The sequence below is a fragment of the Paenalicyclobacillus ferrooxydans genome, assembly GCF_001399675.1.
Lineage (GTDB): Bacteria > Bacillota > Bacilli > Alicyclobacillales > Alicyclobacillaceae > Alicyclobacillus_B > Alicyclobacillus_B ferrooxydans.
Genome location: NZ_LJCO01000042.1, coordinates 109,224 through 132,043, shown reverse-complemented (window position 1 = coordinate 132,043; position 22,820 = coordinate 109,224). Strand labels below are relative to the sequence as shown.

21 protein-coding genes are annotated in these 22,820 nt (G+C 51.4%); 15 read left to right on the top strand and 6 right to left on the bottom strand.

The window, feature by feature from the left end; all coding sequences use genetic code 11:
• Nucleotides 1-48 precede the first annotated feature (48 nt).
• Both AN477_RS09845 and AN477_RS09840 read left to right on the top strand, forming a co-directional pair.
• Nucleotides 49-951, top strand: a complete 903-nt coding sequence (locus AN477_RS09845; RefSeq protein ID WP_054968997.1) for a carbohydrate ABC transporter permease — start codon at nucleotides 49-51, stop codon at nucleotides 949-951.
• A 2-nt stretch (nucleotides 952-953) separates the two neighbouring features.
• Nucleotides 954-1,769, top strand: a complete 816-nt coding sequence (locus AN477_RS09840) for a carbohydrate ABC transporter permease (protein WP_054968983.1) — start codon at nucleotides 954-956, stop codon at nucleotides 1,767-1,769.
• 9 nt (nucleotides 1,770-1,778) lie between these two features.
• Here the strand turns inward: AN477_RS09840 and AN477_RS09835 are convergent, their stop codons facing one another.
• Nucleotides 1,779-2,879 (bottom strand): GGDEF domain-containing protein, encoded by a 1,101-nt coding sequence (locus tag AN477_RS09835; RefSeq protein WP_054968982.1) that lies wholly within the window; start codon nucleotides 2,877-2,879, stop codon nucleotides 1,779-1,781.
• Nucleotides 2,880-3,129: 250 nt separating this feature from the next.
• Here AN477_RS09835 and AN477_RS24435 point away from each other — a divergent pair, with 250 nt between their 5' ends.
• Both AN477_RS24435 and AN477_RS09830 read left to right on the top strand, forming a co-directional pair.
• Complete coding sequence (locus AN477_RS24435) at nucleotides 3,130-3,339, top strand: hypothetical protein (RefSeq protein ID WP_157061895.1); 210 nt, start codon at nucleotides 3,130-3,132, stop codon at nucleotides 3,337-3,339.
• 71 nt (nucleotides 3,340-3,410) lie between these two features.
• Complete coding sequence (locus tag AN477_RS09830; RefSeq protein ID WP_054968981.1) at nucleotides 3,411-4,658, top strand: MFS transporter; 1,248 nt, start codon at nucleotides 3,411-3,413, stop codon at nucleotides 4,656-4,658.
• A gap of 170 nt (nucleotides 4,659-4,828) precedes the next feature.
• Here AN477_RS09830 and AN477_RS24430 read toward each other — a convergent pair whose 3' ends face one another.
• Nucleotides 4,829-5,464, bottom strand: a complete 636-nt coding sequence (locus tag AN477_RS24430) for a hypothetical protein (protein WP_157061894.1) — start codon at nucleotides 5,462-5,464, stop codon at nucleotides 4,829-4,831.
• Nucleotides 5,465-5,951: 487 nt separating this feature from the next.
• Between AN477_RS24430 and AN477_RS09825 the strand changes: the two genes are divergently transcribed.
• The 5 genes from AN477_RS09825 (at nucleotide 5,952) to AN477_RS09805 (ending at nucleotide 11,857) form a co-directional block, all read left to right on the top strand.
• Nucleotides 5,952-7,205 carry an amidohydrolase gene (locus tag AN477_RS09825; RefSeq protein WP_054968980.1) on the top strand — a complete coding sequence of 418 codons (1,254 nt, stop codon included), beginning with the start codon at nucleotides 5,952-5,954 and terminating at the stop codon, nucleotides 7,203-7,205.
• Nucleotides 7,206-7,234: 29 nt separating this feature from the next.
• On the top strand, nucleotides 7,235-8,500 hold the full coding sequence (locus tag AN477_RS09820) for a helix-turn-helix domain-containing protein (RefSeq protein ID WP_054968979.1): 1,266 nt from the start codon (nucleotides 7,235-7,237) through the stop codon (nucleotides 8,498-8,500).
• 477 nt (nucleotides 8,501-8,977) lie between these two features.
• On the top strand, nucleotides 8,978-10,156 hold the full coding sequence (locus tag AN477_RS09815) for a M20 family metallopeptidase (RefSeq protein WP_425388154.1): 1,179 nt from the start codon (nucleotides 8,978-8,980) through the stop codon (nucleotides 10,154-10,156).
• 65 nt (nucleotides 10,157-10,221) lie between these two features.
• On the top strand, nucleotides 10,222-10,413 hold the full coding sequence (locus AN477_RS09810) for a DUF3311 domain-containing protein (RefSeq protein ID WP_054968977.1): 192 nt from the start codon (nucleotides 10,222-10,224) through the stop codon (nucleotides 10,411-10,413).
• A 4-nt stretch (nucleotides 10,414-10,417) separates the two neighbouring features.
• Nucleotides 10,418-11,857, top strand: coding sequence for a sodium:solute symporter family protein (locus tag AN477_RS09805; protein WP_054968976.1), 1,440 nt, complete (start codon nucleotides 10,418-10,420; stop codon nucleotides 11,855-11,857).
• A 214-nt stretch (nucleotides 11,858-12,071) separates the two neighbouring features.
• Here the strand turns inward: AN477_RS09805 and AN477_RS25440 are convergent, their stop codons facing one another.
• On the bottom strand, nucleotides 12,072-13,175 hold the full coding sequence (locus AN477_RS25440; protein WP_245631776.1) for an alpha/beta hydrolase: 1,104 nt from the start codon (nucleotides 13,173-13,175) through the stop codon (nucleotides 12,072-12,074).
• 394 nt (nucleotides 13,176-13,569) lie between these two features.
• Between AN477_RS25440 and AN477_RS09795 the strand changes: the two genes are divergently transcribed.
• Nucleotides 13,570-14,028 carry a hypothetical protein gene (locus AN477_RS09795; protein ID WP_054968974.1) on the top strand — a complete coding sequence of 153 codons (459 nt, stop codon included), beginning with the start codon at nucleotides 13,570-13,572 and terminating at the stop codon, nucleotides 14,026-14,028.
• Between the two features lie 515 nt (nucleotides 14,029-14,543).
• A complete protein-coding gene (locus tag AN477_RS09790) occupies nucleotides 14,544-16,478 on the top strand; it encodes a S53 family peptidase (RefSeq protein ID WP_054968973.1) in 1,935 nt (644 codons plus the stop codon).
• Here the strand turns inward: AN477_RS09790 and AN477_RS09785 are convergent.
• The gene (locus AN477_RS09785; protein WP_054968972.1) at nucleotides 16,475-16,720 is read right to left on the bottom strand and encodes a hypothetical protein; all 246 of its coding nucleotides are present in this window, start codon (nucleotides 16,718-16,720) and stop codon (nucleotides 16,475-16,477) included. The genes AN477_RS09790 and AN477_RS09785 overlap by 4 nt on opposite strands.
• Before the next feature lie 65 nt (nucleotides 16,721-16,785).
• Here AN477_RS09785 and AN477_RS24420 point away from each other — a divergent pair, with 65 nt between their 5' ends.
• Nucleotides 16,786-16,995: a hypothetical protein gene (locus AN477_RS24420; RefSeq protein ID WP_169787873.1), complete on the top strand. Its 210-nt coding sequence runs from the start codon at nucleotides 16,786-16,788 to the stop codon at nucleotides 16,993-16,995.
• A gap of 306 nt (nucleotides 16,996-17,301) precedes the next feature.
• Here AN477_RS24420 and AN477_RS09780 read toward each other — a convergent pair whose 3' ends face one another.
• Complete coding sequence (locus AN477_RS09780) at nucleotides 17,302-18,207, bottom strand: LppP/LprE family lipoprotein (protein WP_054968971.1); 906 nt, start codon at nucleotides 18,205-18,207, stop codon at nucleotides 17,302-17,304.
• Between the two features lie 327 nt (nucleotides 18,208-18,534).
• Here AN477_RS09780 and AN477_RS09775 point away from each other — a divergent pair, with 327 nt between their 5' ends.
• The 3 genes from AN477_RS09775 to AN477_RS24415 all read left to right on the top strand — a co-directional run bounded on the left by AN477_RS09775 (nucleotide 18,535) and on the right by AN477_RS24415 (nucleotide 21,757).
• Nucleotides 18,535-18,828: a hypothetical protein gene (locus AN477_RS09775; protein ID WP_054968970.1), complete on the top strand. Its 294-nt coding sequence runs from the start codon at nucleotides 18,535-18,537 to the stop codon at nucleotides 18,826-18,828.
• A 347-nt stretch (nucleotides 18,829-19,175) separates the two neighbouring features.
• Complete coding sequence (locus AN477_RS09770; protein WP_054968969.1) at nucleotides 19,176-20,003, top strand: mechanosensitive ion channel family protein; 828 nt, start codon at nucleotides 19,176-19,178, stop codon at nucleotides 20,001-20,003.
• Nucleotides 20,004-20,116: 113 nt separating this feature from the next.
• Entirely contained in the window at nucleotides 20,117-21,757 is a 1,641-nt protein-coding gene (locus tag AN477_RS24415; protein WP_054968968.1) for a hypothetical protein, read from the top strand.
• Between the two features lie 44 nt (nucleotides 21,758-21,801).
• Here the strand turns inward: AN477_RS24415 and AN477_RS09760 are convergent, their stop codons facing one another.
• Nucleotides 21,802-22,815: a tyrosine-type recombinase/integrase gene (locus AN477_RS09760; protein WP_157061892.1), complete on the bottom strand. Its 1,014-nt coding sequence runs from the start codon at nucleotides 22,813-22,815 to the stop codon at nucleotides 21,802-21,804.
• Nucleotides 22,816-22,820 lie beyond the last annotated feature (5 nt).

The window sequence follows — 22,820 nt, the reverse complement described above, 5'->3', positions numbered from 1 at the left end:
TGCCCCCCTTGAGGGGGGCAACCCTTCTTGCAGGAAAGGCGGAAGAAGATGAAACGAACGGGTTCTCAACGCAAAAGCAGGTTCGATCAGGCGATGGCTGGCTACTTGTTCTTACTGCCGGCGATTGTATCCTTGTGTGTGTTCCTCATCGGACCGATTATTTACGCTTTGTATATCAGCTTCTTTCATTTTTCATTTCTTGATCCGCAAAATAAAGCATTCATCGGGCTGAAAAACTACATCCATCTGTTTCGCGATCCGCTGTTTTTACGCGCCTTGTGGAACACGACGCTGTATGCGATTGTCGTTGTCCCTGTACAAACGGCGATTGCTCTGTTCCTCGCGCTCACTGTCAACAACCTGAAGGGCAAGACGTTCTTCCGGATCGTGTATTACTTACCAACTGTGACATCGACCGTTGCCACGAGCTTGATGTTCATGTTCATCTTTGAGCCGCAGGGTTTGCTAAACAACTTCCTGAAAGTGTTTGGCATTCACGGGCCCAACTACTTCAACAGTCCGACGTTTGCACTTCCGTCTATTATGGCCATTGCGATTTGGTCAAGCGTGGGTCAATACATGATCATCTATCTGGCTGGTTTGCAGGACCTTCCCGCTGAAGTCTACGAAGCGGCAGCCTTGGACGGTGCCACAGGCTGGCGTTTGTTGAAATACATCACACTACCGCTGTTGAAACGCACTACGTTCTTGAACGTCGTCTTGTCCTTGATTGGCACATTTCAGGTCTTTGACCAAATGGACGTCATTTCACAGGGCACAGGCGGACCGCTCAACTCCACCTTGTCCGTCGTCCTCGACTTGTTCAACCAAGCGATGTCGCAGAACATGGGTTACGCATCTGCCATTGGGTTTGTGCTCTTCATCATCATTTTGATTCTCACGGTCATCCAGAAGTACTTCTTTGAACGCAACGACGAGGCGGGGGTATAAGCATGCAAAAGAGGATCTCACCTGCATTTTACGTGGTTGCTATCGTGTACTCGTTTATTTCGCTCGTGCCGTTTGTTTGGTCCGTCTACACTTCGTTCAAGCCAACCAACGGTGTATATAACACTTGGGTTCCGTTCAGTAAGCTGACACTGAACAGTTACAAGTACCTGCTGACGTCACCGCAGGTATCCTTCATGCAGTGGCTTTTGAACAGTATCATCGTCGCGCTGATTGTGACCATTGGAAACCTGATTGTGAATACACTCGCCGGCTACGCGTTTGCCCGCTTTAAATTTCCCGGCAGAGGGCCACTGTTTATGGTTTTTCTCGCCGTGATGATGATCCCTGGACAAGTCGTACTGGTACCCATGTACATCCTGCTTGCGCATTTGGGCTGGATCAATACGTATCAAGGTCTCACCATTCCGTTTTTGATGAGTCCGTTTATGATTTTCTTGGCCCGTCAGTTTTTCCTCGGGATGCCAAACGAGCTTGAAGAAGCGGCGAAAGTTGATGGACTTGGTGCGTGGGGTATCTTCTTCCGGATTTTCCTGCCGCTTGCCCGGCCACTCATTGCCACACAGACCATCTTCACCTTCCAAGGCAACTGGAACTCATTTCTGTGGACGTCACTCTTGGAGAGCAGCCAGAACATGTACACGCTGCCTGTTGGCCTGAACAATCTGTATGGACAGTACAACGCCTACTGGAATCAGGTGTTGGCAGGGGTGCTTTTGCTGACCATACCGATGATTATCATCTTCTTCATCTTCCAGAAGCAGTTCGTGCAGGGCATCTCGACGAGCGGCATCAAGTAAGCGAACGCGCTAGTTCGCGATTTCCGCCCGATTCCTGCCCGAGCTTTTGGACTGGTAGAGAGCCTCGTCGGCGCGACGCAGCAGGGAGTGTATGTCTTCGCCGATCCGAAACTCGGCGACGCCAAAGCTGGCCGTCGCTCCGCCGACGTGAAACTCTCGCTGTTCAAGGGCTTCACGTACATTCTCAGCCAGTCGCTTTGCCTCGCCACTTCCGAGACCCGGTGCGACAATCAGGAACTCATCCCCGCCCCAACGCCCGAACAGGCAGGGGGACTTCACGACATCGAGCACCGAAGATGTGACTTCCACGAGAAGCGTGTCACCGTGATCGTGCCCATATGTATCGTTAATCTGCTTAAACTCATCGAGGTCCATCAGGATGACGCAGAGTGGAACGTGGGTCTGTGCAGAGATGTTTATCTCTCTTGCTAGCTCAGCCTGAATTGACCTGCGATTTGCAATGCCGAGTAGAAAATCCGTTTTGGCGATTTGCTCCATCTGAAGTGTCGATTCGCGCGAGCCCATGTACAGTCCCCGCAGCTTCGCATACAGCGCCAGAAATACAATTAACAAGAACTGTGACAGGTATGTCTGCGACAGCATTAGGAACGCCTGTTTTCCCTGTTCAGTGTCGATGTACAAACCGACAAAAAGCGCACTGATGGCAATCCAAACCCCTACCACCGCCACGGACAGATAGGTTGCCGTCCGTCTGCTGAAAAGCAAGAAAGACAGCACGAAGCTGACGGACAACCACGGAATCATCCAGAGGAACTCGCTGAATAGCGCACTATCATCCCAGAACAGCAGGTAGGCAAGCTTCAAACTGATGCCGACCGTCAGGTACACATAAAGAATGGCAACCACCGCGTGAAGCCGCTTTGGGTGTCGCCATAGTACCAAAATCAGGCCTGCCTGAAGGCTGGTGCCAAGCGCAGATCCGTCGAGCGGCATCGGGTTGGGGGATCCGAACCGGATCGTAAAGAACAGCCGGATGACGGTTGCGCATAGCCCAATGAACATGGCGAACAGCATAAATCGGTATATGGATAACTCAAGACTACTGTCTATTGCAGCTAACGATTTGTTGTGTCCGGAAATGGCCTTCACCCCTTTACTCCCACGCTTCGTTCTCGTAAATCTCGCAATACATTACTGTAAACCTCAATATGCATGATTCTTTGAATATGTCAACAAGAAGTTTATTGAAATACTGTGCGGCGAACCCGAATTGATGGACCATTCTCGCGCCGTCGGAGCAAGCACGCCACGAACTCATTCGCTATCTATCTACTTTCCTATCTATTTTCCTATCTATATATCTATCTATATATCTATTGTCGTCTCAAGAGCGGGGGAGATGCATGGACACCAGGACGAGGCTCACATGACAAGCGGCCGCAGCCATGATGGAGTAGGCAGCCACGATGGAGTAGGCAGCCACGATGGGGTAGGGCACATCATTCCCGTCAGTGCAACAACACTGGCTCAGGTTTGGCATCACCCTGCGGCTCTATTGTACGCGTCTAATGACCTTGTTTATGGTAATATCACCTACACATTGTCATAAAACGGTTGTTGGCTGTGGCCTAAAATATCATATAATTAAATAATTGTTTGATAGTGATGTGAGGTGCCATCTTGTTTCGACAAATACAAGGCAATGCAAGGACTTGCGTTTTGGCAGAACCGTTGTTCGTCGTTCCAGCGAGTCTGTATACCACGTATGCCTCCGTTTATATGTTGCATCTGCATGTTACGGACACGCAAATTGGGTTGATTACGACATTAAATTTACTGCTTCAGATTATTTCCGCATTTATCAGCGGACATTTGACTGACCGCCTTGGACGACGCAAAGCGTTATGGGTTTTTGATCTGCTCAGTTGGTCCCTCGGCGCCCTCTTATGGGCGGTAGCACAAAACTTCTGGTGGTTTGTCATTGCAGCCATGTTTAACAGCATGCAACGAATTCCAACCACCGCTTGGTATTGCCTTCTGGTCGAGGACACCCCGGCCGAGAAGCGGAGACACGTGTTTACAGGGCTCCAGATCGTGAGTGTGCTCGGCGGGCTGTTTGCGCCCATCGGTGGTGTTTTAGTCGCGCACTTTACGCTGGTGCCAGCTGTGCGGATTATGTACGTGTTCTTCTGCATTTCTGCCACCATCATGATTTACGTTCGCCATCGGGGAATGCACGAAACAGAGATTGGACTACGCAAAATGAAGGAAACGGGCAAGGCCAATTTCGGGGAGGACTTTAAGCACTACCTGACAACACTGAAGCAGATCTTTCGGAATCGCACACTTCTGTTGCTGTTTTTCGTTTACGTCCTCTGGAATTTTCAAGTCACCATCAGCAATACGTTTGTACCTGTCTATCAAGTTGAATTCCTGCACATTCCTGCCGTCATGATTTCACTCTTTCCGGCCATTTCGTCCGCCGCGATTGTCGTCATGCTGCTTACAGTGGTTCCGAGGTTCCGGGAAGAGCAAGCCAAGACACTCATGAACATCGGATTTCTGTTTCTCATCGCAGCGAACGTCTTGCTCATCGTGATCCCGGCACAAAACTTTGCACTGGTCGTCGTGAGCACAGTCCTTGCTGCAGTTGGGACGATCATTTCAAACCCGTATCTGGAATCCGTTGTAGCCAATGCGATTGATGACGAACATCGCTCGACCATGCTTTCCGTTTTAAACGTGCTCATTCTTGTCTTTGCATCGCCGGCCGGTATCATTGGAGGTTGGACCTACAGTATCGACGCCCATATCCCGATCGGTCTCATCATTGCCGCCTTCGTGGTAAGCATCGTATTCGTACGCCTTGCCAAACGTCGATCCGATTTGGAAATGCGCATGGAGACAACTGCTCATTTGGATGCATAAGGAATGGCGATTCGGGTTCTCTGGACCTACGACAAACGTTCGTGTGCAGTAGCCCAGCAGCGGCGCAATACAGGTGTAGCAGTAAAGGCACGGCAGCAAAGGTGTGGCAGTAAAGGTGTCGCAGCGAAGTAAAGGTGTCTCAGCGAAGTAAAGGCGTAGCAGTAATGGCGTTACAGTAAATGGAGGGCACGAACTTCAGAGTTCGTGCCCCGTCCGACTTGCCCGTCTGGCTCCATGCCTGCCACTTCGCGCGATTTAGCGGAACTGAGTTCCGTTAGCTGGCGACGGGCCGCCACTGCGCGCGATTTAGCGGAACTGAGTTCCGTTATCTTTCGACGGGCCGCCGTTTCGTGTGATTTAGCGGAACTGAGTTCCGTTATCTTGCGACGGGCCGCCACTGCGCGCGATTTAGCGGAACTGAGTTCCGTTATCTTGCGACGGGCCGCCACTGCGCGCGATTTAGCGGAACTGAGTTCCGTTATCTTGCGACGGGCTGCCGTTTCGTGTGATTTAGCGGAACTGAGTTCCGTTATCTTGCGACGGGCCGCCACTGCGCGCGATTTAGCGGAACTGAGTTCCGTTATCTTGCGACGGGCCGCCACTGCGCGCGATTTAGCGGAACTGAGTTCCGTTATCTTGCGACGGGCTGCCGTTTCGTGTGATTTAGCGGAACTGAGTTCCGTTATCTTGCGACGGGCCGCCACTGCGCGCGATTTAGCGGAACTGAGTTCCGTTAGCTGGCGACGGGCTGCCGTTTCGCGTGATTTAGCGGAACTGAGTTCCGTTATCTTTCGACGGGCCGCCACTGCGCGCGATTTAGCGGAACTGAGTTCCGTTATCTACCGACGGGTCCTCCGTCCGCCCGGCGGCAGAGGACTTGAGTTCCTCTAAGGGAGCCCAAGGTCACTGCTCCAGTCCAACACCAGCCCTCGCCGCCTGTAGTCCCCACACCCATGTACCCAGTTACTCGTTGACTGCTGTCCCCACATATTCGTTCGCCGACCGCCTACGTTGGTCGATGGGGCGCCTTCGGGCCCATCCGTCCAATCCGTGAGGCCGCCTGGATAGATATGAAACTCGACCGGCACGCCAGCCTGTAGCAACCGCTCCCACATGTCACATAGTCGACGGTCTCATCGCGCAATACGTCTGCCCCGCCCCCACACGTCACGCCGGGCGGCAGTCCCGACAGGTCCCTGATACGTAAATCCATTGATATTGATTTTAACCCCAGTCTATAATGGGGGGGCCTTCCTATCAAAATTTGCAATCAAGTTGGGAGATTATAAACCGATGGATATTTTCGAGTTACGACGAGACCTGCACGCGCATCCTGAGGTTGGCTTTACGGAGTTTCGAACCGCAAATCGAGTCGTCCGGGAGCTGCAATCGTACGGCTATTCCGTTGCCTATGGCATCGATGTGATGGTGCCCGAGTCTCGGAGAGGATTGCCGTCCGCTGACCAACTGACCCGTGCCTATCAGCGCGCGAAGGAAGATGGTGCGGATGAGACCATCCTTCGTGCCATGGATGGCGGGCTTACAGGGGTCGTTGCTACTCTCAAGGGACGTGGTGACGGGCCAACGGTCGCCTTTCGCTTCGATATGGATGCTCTGCCCATCATGGAAAGTCAGGAATCCACGCACCTTCCACATATCAACGGTTTTCGATCCGTTCACGACGGCGAAATGCACGCTTGTGGTCACGACGGGCACACCGCCATTGGACTCACCTTCGCTAAAATGATAGCAAGTCAGCCATTCAACGGGACCCTCAAACTCATTTTCCAACCTGCGGAAGAAGGTGGACGGGGTGCGAAGTCCATGGTTGACAAAGGCGTCGTTGACGACGTGGACAAGTTGTTTTGTTTCCACTTAGGCCTCGATCTGCCGCTGCACGCGGTAAGCGGCGGAACGAATGAATTTCTCGCATCCACAAAGTTAGAAGTCCACTATCAAGGTGTCTCTGCACATGCGGCTGCCGCACCGGAGAAGGGGAGAAACGCGCTGCTTGGTGCAGCCACGGCGCTTCTGAATATTCACGCACTGCCGCGTTTCAGTTCAGGTGCTACGCGTGTGAACGTCGGTGTGCTCGAAGGCGGGACGGCCCCAAACATCATCCCCGACAAGGCCAAGATGGTATTGGAATGCCGCGCTGAAACCTATGAGGACAACCTCGATTTGGAGCAACGAGTCCGCGCGATTCTGGAGCATAGTGCCCTCATGCACGGCCTCACGTATCAGATTGAGAACATCGGTGAAGCAGCCACAGCCGTTTGTGATCCAGAGCTAAAAGAAGTCGTTCTCGAGGCCGCAAAATCCGTGCCGTTCTTCACAGATTATCAGGATGAGCATCCACTTGGTGCCAGCGAAGATGCAACCTTTTTGATGCGCCGTGTGCAGGAGCGAGGGGGAAAAGTGACGTATTCCATTCTTGGAACCACCATCGCCGCACCTCATCACAATCCGAAGTTCGACATCGATGAAGAAATCTTGCCAGCAGCGGTAGACTTGCTTCTGCAGATAGCGATACAATCACTGAAATGAACTGAAATGAAAAGAACGGAGGAGTAGCTGTGGCGAAGATCCGTTTAGGACTCCTCGGTGCAGATGATTCTCTTTCAGTCATCGAGCAAGTTGCCAGGGAATTCGGCGAATTCACCGTGATCCCCGTGGTTTATTGGGAAGAAAGCGAGATAGCGGATCGGATCAGGCCCTATCTGTCGGAGGTCGATGCCTGGCTGTGCAGCGGCCAGGTACCGTTCTCGATTTCCAAGGAACTTCAAGTGGATCGCCCGATTTTTTATACGAGGCACTCCAGTGAAGGCCTGTATAAGGTGCTTTTGTATCTATCCCACGAACAAGGGCTGCATATTTCCGATCTCAGCTTTGATACCCTGAGTCCCGACACCATGAACGGGCTGTTATCGGAGATAGGTGTCGATGCGAAGCTCCACTTAAAGCACTATACCGGCGTCATCCATTCCGAAGAGCTGGTTCGGTTCCATCAGGCGCTGTGGGAACAGGGACAAACGAAGGCCGTTGTCACATGTTTGCGATCCGCTCAGTTGAAGCTGCAGCAACTCGGTATTCCGGCGATGCACATCACACCGACGAAGAGCGAAGTGCGACAGGTGCTGGAGACGATGGCCAAGACGTTAAATCTCTTGGTATCGCGTGATGCTCAGGTTGCAGTTCAGCTTATTCACCGATCGCAAACCGGATCAGACGTAACGGAACAGGTGTTGGATGCAGCGATCCATCGATATGCTCGTCACTTGCATGGAACGACACAACAGGTACACACAAATCGGTGGGCCGTCTACACAACCCGCGGTGTCATCGACGAAATTACAAGTCGCTTTACACAACGTCCTCCGTTTGCGAAGGTCACGGCGCTCGCAGATGACTCCGTCTGCGGAGGTATGGGGGTAGGGGCAACCGTTCGAGAGGCACTAGACAGGGCTCGGTTGGCGCTGGAACAGGCGCAAATTTACGGCCCGGGGAACTGGGCGTCCGCTCTCGAGACGAACACAATCCTGGCCCCACTCGGAGAACAGAACGATCTGCTCCCTTTAGACTACGGCCGAGAGGATTTACAACAGTTAAGCGGTGAGGTGCCTTTGAGTGCACTCACACTGTCCAAAATTGCAAGTGTACTGACCAAGCGTAAATCAACGCGGATCACGGTGAATGAATTGGCAGAGTATTTCAACATCCTCCCGCGCAGTGCACGTCGAATTTTACTGCGGCTTGAAGAACACGGACTCGCGACCATTGTCGGAGAAGAGACAGCGTATCAGCGAGGAAGACCGCGCAAAATCTACGACATCTGTCTGTAGATGATCATCACCCGCAGGTTCGGGTAACCACTCAGAATTCAGGTAACCCTCGTCCAGCCACCATGCCCGGTGGCTGTTTTGTTTTATAGAGCCAACTGCACCAAGTTGGCTCACCTCTGATTACCGATCCATTTCCAAGACGTCCCCATCACCTCTGATTACCATTCTAACTCCATCTCTGATTGCATCGATGATTCTGACCATCGTGTATTTTTGAATCGGAAAAATAAAAACTCTTGTCGAATAATTTCAATAGATGCTATTATAAGAGCATTCTCGCTGAGCCGAAAATGAACCGTAAATTGAAAGTGTGAGAGTGCCCCCTTTTTCGTTCCCGCAGCGGACAAAAAGTGAGGTCGTCAGACATCTCAACCGGTCAGTCGTAACATCCCAAACGGCAAGCTATGACACCTCAGCCGGCAAGCCGTAACACCTCAGCCGGTAAGTCATCACGTAAAGGAGACGAGCATCATGTCCATCAACCTCTCAGATATGAAATCATATGTCGCAGCTGTGCAAGAAGACGTCGTGAAATGGCGTCGTCATCTGCATGAGAACCCCGAATTGTCGTTTGAAGAGGCAGAAACATCCCAGTTTGTCTATGACACGCTGATGACATTTGACGGACTGGAAGTGACACGGCCAACCAAAACCAGTGTGCTCGCAAAGTTGAAAGGGAGCCATCTAGGTCCAGTCCTTGGCATCCGCGCGGATATGGACGCGCTGCCGATCAACGAAGAAAACGCATTCGAATTCACATCCAAGACGCCTGGCAAGATGCACGCGTGCGGACATGATGGCCATACCGCGATGCTGCTTGGTACGGCCAAGATTCTCACTCAACTCAAAGACCAAATTCACGGGGAAGTCCGGTTTATCTTCCAGCATGCGGAGGAACTGTTTCCTGGCGGTGCACAGCAGATGGTCGATGCAGGTGTGTTAGAAGGTGTTGAGGCGGTCATCGGAATTCACCTTTGGTCTCCGCTTGAGATTGGAAAAATCGCCGTGCGCCCCGGCCCGTTTATGGCTGCATCCGACGCGTTTCATATCAGCATCCAAGGGAAGGGCGGCCATGCGGCACAGCCGCATTTCACCATCGATCCCGTCGTGATCGCCGCCCAAGTCGTCACCAACCTGCAACACATTGTCTCACGGAATTTTGATCCGCTCGATCCGCTGGTGCTGTCCATTACTCAGTTCCACGCTGGAACCGCACACAACATCATCCCGGAGAAGGTGGAGATGGCCGGAACCGTTCGGTCTTTCAAACCCGAGCTGCGAAATGAAGTGCCGATGCATATGGAGCGGATCATCAAAGGAGTCACGGAGGCCCACGGCGCGTCTTATGAGTTCAGCTATGAGAAGGGGTACGCAGCCGTCATCAATGATGCGGCGGTCACCGAGAAGGTGCGCACAGCACTCGTTGAAACCTTTGGTGAGGATGTTGTGGTCGAGGGAGAGCAGCAGATGGGCGGGGAAGACTTCTCCGCATATCAACAAGTGATCCCAGGGAGCTTTTTCTACGTGGGTGCCGGTAACGCGGACAAAGGCATCGTGTATCCACATCATCACCCCAAATTCACCATCGATGAAGATGCACTGCCAATCGGCGTCGAGTCATTCGTGAACATCGTTCTGAAAACGATGGGAGCGTAAATGATAGGTATCGCAAATGCGAGAGTAAACGATACGCATATCAAATGGAAAGGGGGTTGCCTGATATGGCGATCCGCTGGTTGACACTCGTTCCCCTGTTGTTCATTTTCGTTGGCGTGGCCTTTGCAAATCACGCAACACCGATTGTACTTGGCATGCCATTTCTCTTTTTCTACATGGTCTTATGTATCGTTGTGACTTCCGTCTGCATGGCTATCGTTTATAAGTTTGATCCAACCAACAAAGAGGGGAAGTGAACCCATGCATACAGCGCCGATTGTTATCATATTTGGCACCATCGTCATTGCACTGATATTGGCCGTGCTGTCTCACCGACGGAAAAAGATGAGCCTGGAACAGTGGAGTGTCGGCGGACGTGGATTTGGTGTTTTGTTCGTGTTCTTGCTGCTCGCCGGCGAAATCTATACCACCTTCACTTTCCTAGGCGGCAGCGGCTGGGCGTATGGAACGGGTGGTCCGACCGCGTACATTCTTGCGTATGGGGCTGTGGCCTACCTCTTGTCTTATTTCTTGCTCCCACCCGTCTGGAGATACGCCAAGGAACACAATCTCATTTCTCAACCGGACTTTTTTAATAAGAAGTTTGACAGCAAATGGCTTGGCATTCTCGTTGCCGTCGTTGGCGTCGTGGCTATCGTTCCATATTTGCAGTCACAAATGACAGGCCTTGGTTTGATAGTGGAAACCGCATCCTACGGGGCTATCCATCAGTCGGTTGCGATTGGGATCGCGATGATTGTCCTGGCATTCTATGTCACCTTGAGCGGCATTCACGGAACAGCATGGACAGCTGTACTCAAAGACATTACCATTCTCACGGTTGTGATTATCATTGGTATTGCTTTGCCGATGCATGTGGGTGGATTTCACGCCATGTTTACAAAAATCAACGCTGAAAAGCCAGGTTTCTTGACGCTTGGTGCCAAGGGAATGGGAGTTCCGTGGTTTATCTCTACGGTCGCCCTGACAGGCCTCGGGTTTTATATGTGGCCACACGCCTTTGGTGCAGTCTACACAGCCAAACATGAACGTGTTTTCCGGAAGAATGCAATCTTCCTTCCACTCTATCAACTGATTCTGCTGTTTGTCTTCTTTGCAGGATTCGCAGCAATCTTGATTACACCAGGCTTAAAAAATACAAACCTGGCACTGCTCGTCGCGGTTCAAAAGGTGTTCCCAGGTTGGTTCGTAGGGATCATCGGCGGTGCTGGCGTGTTGACGGCCATTGTCCCGGGTTCCTTAATGTTGATGGCTGCCGGCACCTTAATTGCAGAAAACATCTATCGTCCCATCGTGGGCAATGCCTCACCAAAACAGGTGCAGGTTGTGGCGCGTGTGATGGTTTGGGTCGTGGCGGCAGTTACGTTCTTGTTCTCCATTCACAGTAATGCTGCGATTGTCGCCTTGCTGCTCATGGGTTACAACTTTGTTTCACAGTTTTTCCCGACCCTGTTGCTGAGTATTTTTGCACGCCGCGCAGTCAGCAAACCGGGTGCGTTTGCCGGAATTCTGGTCGGCGTGGCCATGGTCGTGTACTTTACCATGACCAAACAATCGCTGGTGTTCGGCCTCAACTCAGGTTTCTGGGCACTCCTCGTGAACTTCATTGTGGTTTTGGTTGTCTCCGCAGCTACGCGTGACGTATCGCGGAATCAGGTCACGAGCGCGGCACAGTCCTGATGACGGTTTGACAGGACAACCTGAGTTTCACAGCGACGGGAACAGCAGAGAGTACAAAAACAATCATGTGACATAGACGTTGAACGAGCGCAGGCCCACGGAATCCCTCCGTGGGCCTGTTTGGCGTGATGCGCTCGGCAATGGGCGATATCAATATGGTGAAAGTCCAGAATGGTGAAATTCCAGAATGGCGAAAGTACCGACAGCTATTAGCTTAAGGTGAGGGTGTCCACCGCAGGTTCGCATTCACCGGCTGAAGTCCCCGCACCAATGCACCTACATACTCGTTGACTGCCCGTTGGCTGATCGGCGCATCCGGTACGAATAGCTCAAAGCCGTGGAAGCCGCCCGGGTAGATATGAAACTCGACCGGTACGCCAGCCTGTTGCAACCGAGTTACGTACTCGATGGTCTCATCGCGGAACACGTCTGCGCCGCCCACACACGTGTAGCAGGGCGGCAAGCCTGACAGGTCCTCAGCCCGCGTTGGTGCTGCATATGGGGATACTGCTGCCGACCCGGTATCTGAGCCCACGTCCAGCCGACCAGTCACGAGCGCACCCCTTGCACCAACATCCGTGCTGCTGCTCGCGCCTGCACCGCCACCTGCATCCGCTGCATCACCTGCACTGCCGTCCATACTGCCGCGACCGTCACCGCTCACCGAACCGGTTAAGTACATCTGCCATGCAGCGATGTTTGTCTGCCGGTTCCACACCCGTTCGTCCCTAATCTCATGGCTCGAGGGCGTCACATTTCGGTCGTCAAGCATCGGGTAAAGCGGCATCTGGAAGCAGATGGACGGCCCACCCCTGTCGCGTGCTAATAAGGCGAGTGCGGCCGTCAGCCCGCCGCCTGCACTCGCTCCCGCGATGGCGATCCGATTCCTATCCACACCAAGCTCCTCAGCGGAATCTGCCAGCCACTTCAGTGCCGCATAGCAGTCTTCAATTGCAGCCGGGAATGGGTGCTCGGGGGCCAACCGATAGTTGACCGATGCAACTAGACACTTTCCCTCATCGACAAAACGCTGGCAAAGCCCATCGTCCTGTTCATGCGTGCCAAGGATGTAGCCGCCGCCGTGGATCCATAAGACCGCGGGGATGTCAGCTTCCTTCCCGACTGGTTCATAGACTCGTATCCATACGGTGGGCGCGCCGTCCGGACCTGGAATCTCCCGATCCGATATCACGACACCTGCTACCCTCTCGGCCGGGGGGAGAATACTCGGACTTCGGATCGTTTCTAGGTCTGTAAAATCAATCACGGGAATCTGAGCAAACATTGGCTGCAAATCTGGATGTACTTTATTATCCAATTCAACCACCTCCAAATCTGATGACCGCATTTTGAAAGATTTTATATATCAAATATATCTGTAAATTAAACTATAAAGAACAGACTATCACGCTGTTCATGATGACCGCAGGCTCTATATGAGGATTCTTGATGAGGATTGTTGATGAGGGTTAGTCATGAAGGTTAGTCATGAAGGTTAGTCATGAAGGTTAGTCATGAGGGCATGCTACGGGGTGATCGCATGAAGGACGATCTCTGATTATTACTGATGCTTCGACAATTACTGCCCAATTGATCTGATGATTTCACGATAGATCCAGTGCTTCGGTGTATGCCTTGGATCAATCTGGGTATTGTAAATAAACAATGAAGATGCATAAACAATGACCACGCGTAAACGAGGTGCCTAAGATATGAATGAGTTTCAACATGAGATGGAGAGAGTTCGGAAGTCTGCAGAATCCGAAGCAATGACAAAGCAAGCATTTCAACATATGAATCAGCAAGAAACCGATGAACTGGAGAGAACCGTCCAACTGCTCTTGGACGAAATCGCACGTGAATGTGTCAGAGGAGATGAAAACCTGCGTGTAGTACATCCATCCGATGGCAGCACAGGGTTTATCCTTCATGCTTCGTCTGCCGATTCCACGGAATTCGCAGTGTCGGCCACCTGTGCGCAGAACAAGGTTACAGTGAATGTCACCGACGGAAAATGGGAAGAGCTCCATGGAACGATGGGGAACTGGGGAGAATGGACAGATGACAAACCAGTGTACTCGGGTCCGTTCGACGAGGAGAAGATCCGCAAAAACGTGGCCAAGCAGTTTCTGCCTTGGTATAAAAACTTGGTAGGTGCACAGACGCAGTAGCACATTACAATGCTGCGTCATCATCGGCGCCAATAAAGTATGCAACTCAATACCTCAATACCTCATACATACTGACCCCCATTGAATCAACTCCATGTGGGCCCCGAAAGGGGTCCTGGACCTCTCACGTTCTTAAGGTAAGCGTCTAAACGTTCGCTCGATAACCCCCGAATTGTATTTGTCGCGCCGACCGGCGCTCCTCCAAAGTCAGGTTCACATGCTGCTTCAACGATGCGTTCTCCTATTCCAGACTCACGATGAACCAACCCGGGTACGGGAGTTTTTCTAACGACCCAATTCCCATAGCACCTTTCGAGCCATCGTAACCGTTGCGTAACGGTTGGCTGCCGTTTTCGAGCCATCGTAACTGTTACGCAGCGGAAGCCTGCCATTGATGGGCTACAAGACTTCGGCGCAGTATTTCAATAAATATTAATCTTGGTAGGATTCTGCGATTTATTATTGAAGATATATAACGTTAGGACAATATTTACATAACATCTGGGGGTGTCAGGATGAAAAAGAGTAAATCAGGGAGCAGGCACTGGACGAAAGCGTTAGCGGTGGTTGCGCTGTCGGGAGTGCCATTTTTGGCGATCGCGTCGCCTGCCATGGCTGCTTCATCGTCATCATCTGTGGAGGTTCCACAGGGTGTAGGCTCACAGGTGCTACAACAGGCACAGGTCTTTGGCAACACGCCTGCAGATACACCGGTAACTGTCAGCATCGTTCTGCGCACACAAAATGAGAGCCAATTACAGCAGTTGATTCAGGGGCAGACCACACCGGGATCGGCAAACTTTAGAAAGTATCTCTCCGTCAGTCAGTTTGCGCAGAAGTATGGCCAATCACCCGCGGTCATCAGCGCAATTACGTCCTACCTGGCGCAATACGGTATCAAGACATCTGTATATCAAGACAACCTGAATATCACAGCGACGGGGACAGCGGGTCAGTTTGACAGCGCATTCGGCGTTGTTCTGCAGAACATGGATTACAAGGGCAAGAAATTCCACGGTGCTCAGGCACCGAAGATGCCAAGTGCCGTGGCTGGTCCCGTCTTGGCTGTGCTCGGGCTGACGAACTACGGCAACTTTGCATCGAACATCGCCAAGCCAGCGGTGCAGCCAACGACCTCTGCAAGCAAATCATCCGCAGAACAGTACGGACTGTTACCGTCTAATCTCGAAAGCCACTACAATGTCAAGCCACTGATTCAACAGGGTGACCTCGGCCAAGGGCAGACGATTGGTATTGTCACATTGGCGGCATTGAACACACCCGATGCGTACGACTACTGGAAGAACATCGGACTAAAGGTGAGTCAGAAGCGGATCACGGTGAACAACGTCGACGGGGGCCCCGGTGCCCCGAGCTTGAGTGCAGGATCAGATGAGACGGCTCTTGATGTAGAGCAGTCCGGTGCGATTGCACCCGACGCAAACATACAAGTCTACCAGGCTCCAAACACCGACTACGGATTTGCAGACGCGTTCTTCACGGCAGTAAACCAGAACGTTGCCGGCTCTATTTCGGCCAGTTGGGGCGAGAGCGAAGACGCGGTCAACTACTCTATTTCAACCGGCCAAGAGAGTGTCAATTACTCGCAGGTGTTTAACGAGATCGCACAAGAAGCTGCAGCTCAGGGCATCTCGATGTTCGCTTCAGCTGGCGATTCCGGTGCCTACACGGCATCACGCGACCTTGGCACGACAGACCTGTCGGTCGACTCACCTGCAGACAGCCCGTACATCACGGCAGCTGGCGGGACAACGCTCGCTGGGACGCAGAACTACGGATCGCTTGGGACTGTCACGGTGCCAGCTGAACGCGCATGGGGATGGGATTACCTCTGGCCGATCCTGGAGGCAGCATATGGTGTCAATGAGGCGACCGCTGCAGAGTCCTTCATCAGCGGAGGCGGCGGGGGATACAGCACGGTTTACGCAACACCGTGGTATCAACAAGGCGTCCCTGGTGTGAATCGTTTCACCGCTGTTCAGTGGCTGACACCGACTCAGAACAACACATCCTGGACCTTCCATCCGAACCCTGAGATTGTACAGGGACAAGGCTCAGGCCGAGCACTGCCTGACCTCTCGATGGATGCCGATCCGCAGACAGGTTACGCAGTCTACTCGAACCTGTATGGTTCGTCTCCGTCGCAAGACTGGGCGCAATACGGCGGTACCAGCTTCGTTGCTCCGCAGTTGAACGGCATCACGGCGCTTATCAACGAATATGCAGGTGGTCGGGTTGGCTTCTGGAACCCGCAGATCTACCACTTTGCCACGAGCAGCCATTCACCATTCACGCCGCTCAATGCAACCGGACCAAACAATGACAACGAATACTACACGGGCACTAAAGGCACTGTGTATAACCCAGCCACTGGACTCGGAACGCCAAATGTGTATGCTTTGGCGCAAGACTTCAAGAGTGGGAACTAACAACGTTCGAAAGAACAACAGCTATCTTCAGCCTGCGGATGATGGATCCGCAGGCTGTATTTCTTTTGTGGGATGTAACGTGAATATGCTTTGAAATCAAGGGCCATCGCGATGTGTACCGTGTTGAGTGTATCGACTGCCGCAGCCATGGCGTCGATTACTTCAATACCTTGCCAGAACCAACTCGTGGCACTTGGCTTAGCGACTCGATTTCGTATGGATTCAATCTCGGTCCGAACCATAATCAACCTTCTCAGTACGCATTCCCCTATCTAAAACCGGGCGCAAGGTGCTGGTGCTGGACAACGTGAGAGAGGAACTGAGTTCCTCTAAAACCGGCGGCAAGCTGCTGGACAACGTGAGAGAGGAACTGAGTTCCTCTAAAACCGGGGACAAGCTGTTGGACAATGTGAGAGAGGAACTGAGTTCCTCTAAAGTCGGCTGCAAGCTGCTGGACAACGTGACAGAGGAACTGAGTTCCTCTAAAACCTGCGGACGATGGATCCGCAGGTTTTAATCGCTTCCTTCTGGCGTTCAGGACATGGGTTCGCGGACATGGAAGGGGACAGTACGCAAACTGCATTTAGAAAGTTTCGACAAGAACCCGAAAGTCGTCTGATCTCTTTGGTGTGTGTCGCATTGAGTCACATTCCCTCGGCATGTGTCGAAAGTTCATCGACAAAAACCTAAAAGCGATCAGACAAATTCTGATTTTTATGACGATTAGACAAGATGACAGATGTCAACTGAGTCAACTGAGTCAACTGAGTCAACTGAGTCAACTGAGTCAACTGAGTCAACTGAGTCAACTGAGTCAACTGAGTCAACTAAATTGTTGCGGATAAGGTTTGTTAGGAAACAGCTTCGATCCATTCCATGTGTACGTAATTGTTACAGGCGTGCCGGTTGGGTCCGCATAGGAATCGGATTTCTTGTAGACCGCATAGGTCACCGCAATGCTGTTTCCAACAGCCTTAGCACTTATAATATTTAGGCTGGGATTCGCGGTATCGGTCCCCAAATACTTTCCGTTGAGGAAGAAGAAAACGAACTGATTGTATCCATCCGATGACATCCTCACACCAATCCACGCTGACAACGTTTCCCCAGACGCGGTCTGAACTGATGCATTCGGTGCGGATCCGGTCACGTCATATCCTTTACCATTGACTACAGCGATCTCGTTCGAATAGTGATTGAGTTGAGATGTCATGTTCCAGTTGGTGCCTGTCCATGTTACGTTCATCTGAAGACGCTGTTTTAAGAACAGATTTGCGTAGTAGATCGGAACATACGACGTTGGAGCCTTTGATGCGGGATCATTTGCGACAAGCTTTGGTGACCTGATAAATTCATCTTGATTGCCGCCGATAGAAAACTGCATTTGACCCGCGGGCGGTGTCCCAGTTTGAGGTGCACTACTTACGTTGACATTCCAGCCGCTTGGCGTAGAGGTCACATTCAGTGTGTTACCGTTCCAGGTTGTTTGAACACCGATGGACTTTAATGCTTCTTGCAAATAGTAGACAGGAACCCAACTGGTTGATTTTCCAGACCAAGGGTCGTTCGATACAACGTGTTGTGGACGCAGAGTTTGTTGCCCAGTCACTTCCATCACAGTTGGGGCGTAGGTCACAGACGTGCTTGCATGAGCCACCACGGGAACCAACATCTGTGCAGCCATCGCACCTGTCGCAATAATTCCTATCAAACCTACTTTATTGTTCAATTCATCGTCTCCTTTTGTGGTTCTTCGGTGTCAAACCCAAAGTCACATCTAGCTGTTGCAAGGGGGTAGACGAAACTGAAGCATAAAAAGTTACACATGATGATCAGGAAGATCAATGTGTAGAGATGGAGGCAATTTCAATCCTCTTTTCATATTCTGATCTACAATAATTACATCTCTAGAATGATTACGCGTCTCGGATAATTTTTTCTGTAGAATGAGTCTGTCTGTAGAATGAGTCTGTCTCTTAAATGATTACGTCTTACAAGGCATTGGCTCCATCAGCAGACACGAAGTTCAACTGTGAAATTTGAGGAGGTTTACGTCATGGGATTCTTTGATTCACTACGTCGAGCGGCAGAAGGCCTCAGCCAGGATGGGCAGTACAATAATGATCACGTTTGCCCTCGATGCCAAGACATGATGCAGTACCATGGTGCACACGCCATTCGCACCGGAGGCTTGAGTCGGGGCGCCGGGTTCGTGACTGACCTGGTATTTGGCGGACGAGACGAGGAATTTCTGAATACGGCGATGGAGCGAAACGTTGCTGTTCACGTGTTTGTGTGCCCCCAATGTGGATCCATTGATTTCGTGAATGATCCCCGCCACGGATTCTGAACAAAGTGAAATGTCTCTTGACTGGCTGATGGCGCGCGTGGAGAATAGATTCGTCTGCGGGTGCCATCGGCACAGAGCCTGACTAGATGACAAAAGATGAAATGCTCCCTAAAGGAGTCTCCCTCGGATATTCCGGACGAACAGGAAGAACAACACAAAACTTGCAAGACACGCCCTGTGTGTACCCCGCTAGCACTTCTATCACTCCGACTGCCTCTACCGGACATTTTGCGCATCTCTGAAGCCCCGCTGCACTGTTCAACGCTGACTCCATTCACGTGCTAAGATACGCTTCGAGTCAATTTTGATATGATAGAGCCTATCAACACGACAAAGGAGACAGCATGATGATTGAGAGACTACAAGAATTGAATCCGTGGCGTCGTGTGGTTGTGGTGGCTGTTGTTCTCGTTCTTTTGGCCGTCATTTTTAATTTGGCTCACGATACACTGGTTATGACGTTCATACCAGTTGCGTATCATCGTCTTGTTGAGTGGGGATTTGTGATTGCATGGTGTTTAATAGGCATGTGGCTTGTGAAATACGTCAACCACATCCTTGTCACTAGGGTATTTGTAAAAGGCTTGGATCAGCAAACGCCAAGGATTTTGAGTCGATTGTTCACTGTGGTTGGGTTTGTATTCATCGTCCTTGTGGCCCTGAACATCTTACAAATTCGACTGAGCAGCTTACTCGTCGGCGGTGCTGTAACAGGCGTTATTGTAGGTATTGGAGCTCAGTCGACATTATCCAATTTGTTTGCGGGCCTTATCCTGCTTACACTTCGCCCATTTCACGTTGGGCAGTACGTAAGCATTCGGACGTCCTTGTTTAGCGGTATTGAGTACGGCGGCACAGTCTTTGATGTGAACTGGTACTACACGACCTTGATGGACGGAGATCAGAAGCGGGTCCTTCCGAATTCGTCAGTCATCGTGTCAGCGATAACCATCAACGCGAAGGAAAAGAAGGGAATTCAGGTTTTCATCGTGCCTATTCCGTACAGTGTGTCAGACCAAGAGCTAAGCAAGAATCTACACGAACGTACGAACGGAAGCGCAACGATGAAAATCAGGGAGTTTGCAAAGGACACCTATAGCGTTGAAATCCATCTTCCCCCGGGTTATGAGCCGAGTCTGCTCCGAGAAATTTTGTCTGAATATCAAACGGTCTAGCATAGCACGTCTGTGTCGGAAACTGTCCGCGGCATCAACCGCGGACAGGCTGTCCTGACAAACGTGGTCATGCTGTTCTATAGACCGAAATAGATATAGCAGGTGGGTTTGACATGATTCCTATCAGTGAGTTTCTGGGCGAACTAGAGTGTTCCGCTGAGCAACTCGCCGGTCAGAAGCAGATCGACAGTCTGGCGAGAGATGTAGTTCTCCTCAACCACCAAGACCAAATCTGGCTTACGCGCGAAAAGACGGATGAGTTTGATGGTGCATTGGTGTTTGTTCAGTCACGGATGTTTCCTGGATATCTGTCGACATTCGACCTGCTCCTGCGTTTTTTGAAGCAAGCTGGGGCAGTCGGTGTCCTGTTTCAAGGAGGGAAGCGGACGGATTTTTCCAAGGCGACGGTCATGCTCGCAGAAAACTTGGGACTGCCGCTGATTTGGATTCGCGATCCGGTGAAATACTCTACGATGGCCCGACAATTCTACGGGTTGTTACTCGCGCAACAACAGCAGAAGCAGGCTGACATCCACCGCGCGCGAAGGGGTCTTGAAGCAATCCTGTCTGATGCGCACACGCTTCATACCTGGTTGACACACGTGGCCGATGTGCTCGACTCGAAGGTGACGTTGCGCCCATCCGACTCGGCTGTGTTCCATCCGATATGGCGCAGCAAGCGAAAGTTTGCACCCAGTCATGGATATCTGAGTCCACCCGGCGAACGGACCTATCCCAGCTCCCGTGGGGATAGGGGTGACGATACCCTTGTTGTTCCGATGAAAATTCTTGAAAAGCGCTATGAACTGTGCATCATGCCTTCATCTACGTGCAGGTTTTACGAGCCAGATATCCGGCAAGTGTGGATTGACGAGTTAGCCGGCATCCTTGTCGCTCAAGCCTCCTATCTGTTCCTGCTTGAAACCCCGGGCATCGCCTTGGAACACCAGTGGGTAACGTCTTTTGAGAGTCTCGTTTACTATTCCATGGCAAACATGCCGATTTTCAAGGCGGCCAATGGCACGGGCGGAAACCAGTCACTAAGTGGTGATGTCTTTTTGCCTGACGTTGTAGGTTCCATCTCGCTGCGGCGACACCTCGATTTCATCTCACTATCGCAAGTCTCCTCCATTTCCGTCTTATGGCTTGCGTCAGCCCGATCGTCGGGGCGTCAGTCACCGTCCGGGCAAGCAGAACTGGGGATGGATATCTCTCTGACTCTAACGAGACCGTACACCTATCGCCTGTTTCGAGATGAAACGCTTGCCTTACGCCATCATGCTCTCGAACTCCTTCGCCATGCCCGGTTTTCGAGTGGGATGCAGTATGATTTGCTGTCCTGTGTACCTTGGAGAAACTGGAAGGCGAAAGAGGGTGTTGTTGTGGTATGGATTCCGTTTGCCAAGTCCGCATCCTATCTATCTGAACGTGTCGTTCACGATTTTGTTCGCCAGTTGTCAGCACGCCTTCCATTTCCGCTCCGCGCTTTCTTTCATCGAGGTGATGTGACGGAGAGTGTTTCTGGGGCAGAGGAACTGCTTCGGCATGTGACGAATGTCCTCGAAACGTCATATCCGGAGTTCTTGAGTCAACAAGATCTGTCGCAAGGCTTGCAGTTCTCCCAAACAGGCCGTGACATTCCTGGTCAGGCTTCCATCATCACATCCAGTTTCAGTACAGAATCGATCAAAGCGCTCCAACATATACGCTTCGAATTCGTAGCTATAGCCGTCAGTGCGTTTTTGCCGGATTAGACCTGAGATATACGGAGCCAATTGGCTGTGAAACTCCCGTTTTTTCATAGGTGAAATCCTCCAGCGTATTCAAGACCCCTGAGGTTAATGGCACATAAACGCATTTGTTCTTCATTGGTAGCAAGATACTCATCAACAGTCTCTACACCAGCATGCCCCAGCGCTGCAGCAATAGTCGTAACCGGGTTGCCAGTCGCGAGAAGCCTTGAAGCGAACGTTTTTCTGGTTACGTGAAAGCCATGAACCGCCTCACTCTCACCCTGGGCCGCTATCACTGCCTGCAATATTCTTCCGAAGGTACACCGTCCCAATCTGCAATATGGAGCCCGGTGATGAACAAAGACATGGTGAGATTCGCTTTGAGGTCTACCTTCACGTATATAACGATATAGGCTGTTACCCACATCAACTGGGAATGGAAGTTTTAAGTGCACACCTGTTTTCTGCTGAATAATGGAAATTGAACTCTCCCTCCATGAGACATCGGTCAATTTGAGGTTCGAAATATCGGATGCTCTGAGACCCATTCTGAGCCCCAACATAATAATCGCGGCATTTCTCAATTCAGTCGGGCGGTTAACGTTTTGTCGAAAGGTATAGATAGCGGCGATTTGGTTATCTGACAAGGTAGTCACGATAGAGGTGTGCGAGGCCATTTTGGTGGAGACCGCAAGTTCTAGTGTCTCAGGTACCAGCCCTTTTCTGGCAAGGAACCTGAGAAAACCTCGGATTTTAATCGCGTACGCATTCCTTCCCTTCACCGTTTTGTGGGCATCTTGGGCCTGAAAACTCTTAATTGATTCCGGTGTAATCTCTTTTTCGCTGGCAATGCCGTGCTTATCTAAGAAAACAATAAAACGGCCGCAAGAACGGCGTATCATGCCCAGGGTGGAACTGGCGCACCCTTCACGTTCCCGCTCTCGTAGATACTGAGCTAATAATCCTTCGCCCCATTCAGGAAGTGGATACCTCGGTTTATGGTGGACAAAGCAACTGGTTGTCAAAGTCCCGGTACACAAAATCTCGTTGATGCTGAAGAGAACCCTTCGATAAACCAAGTACT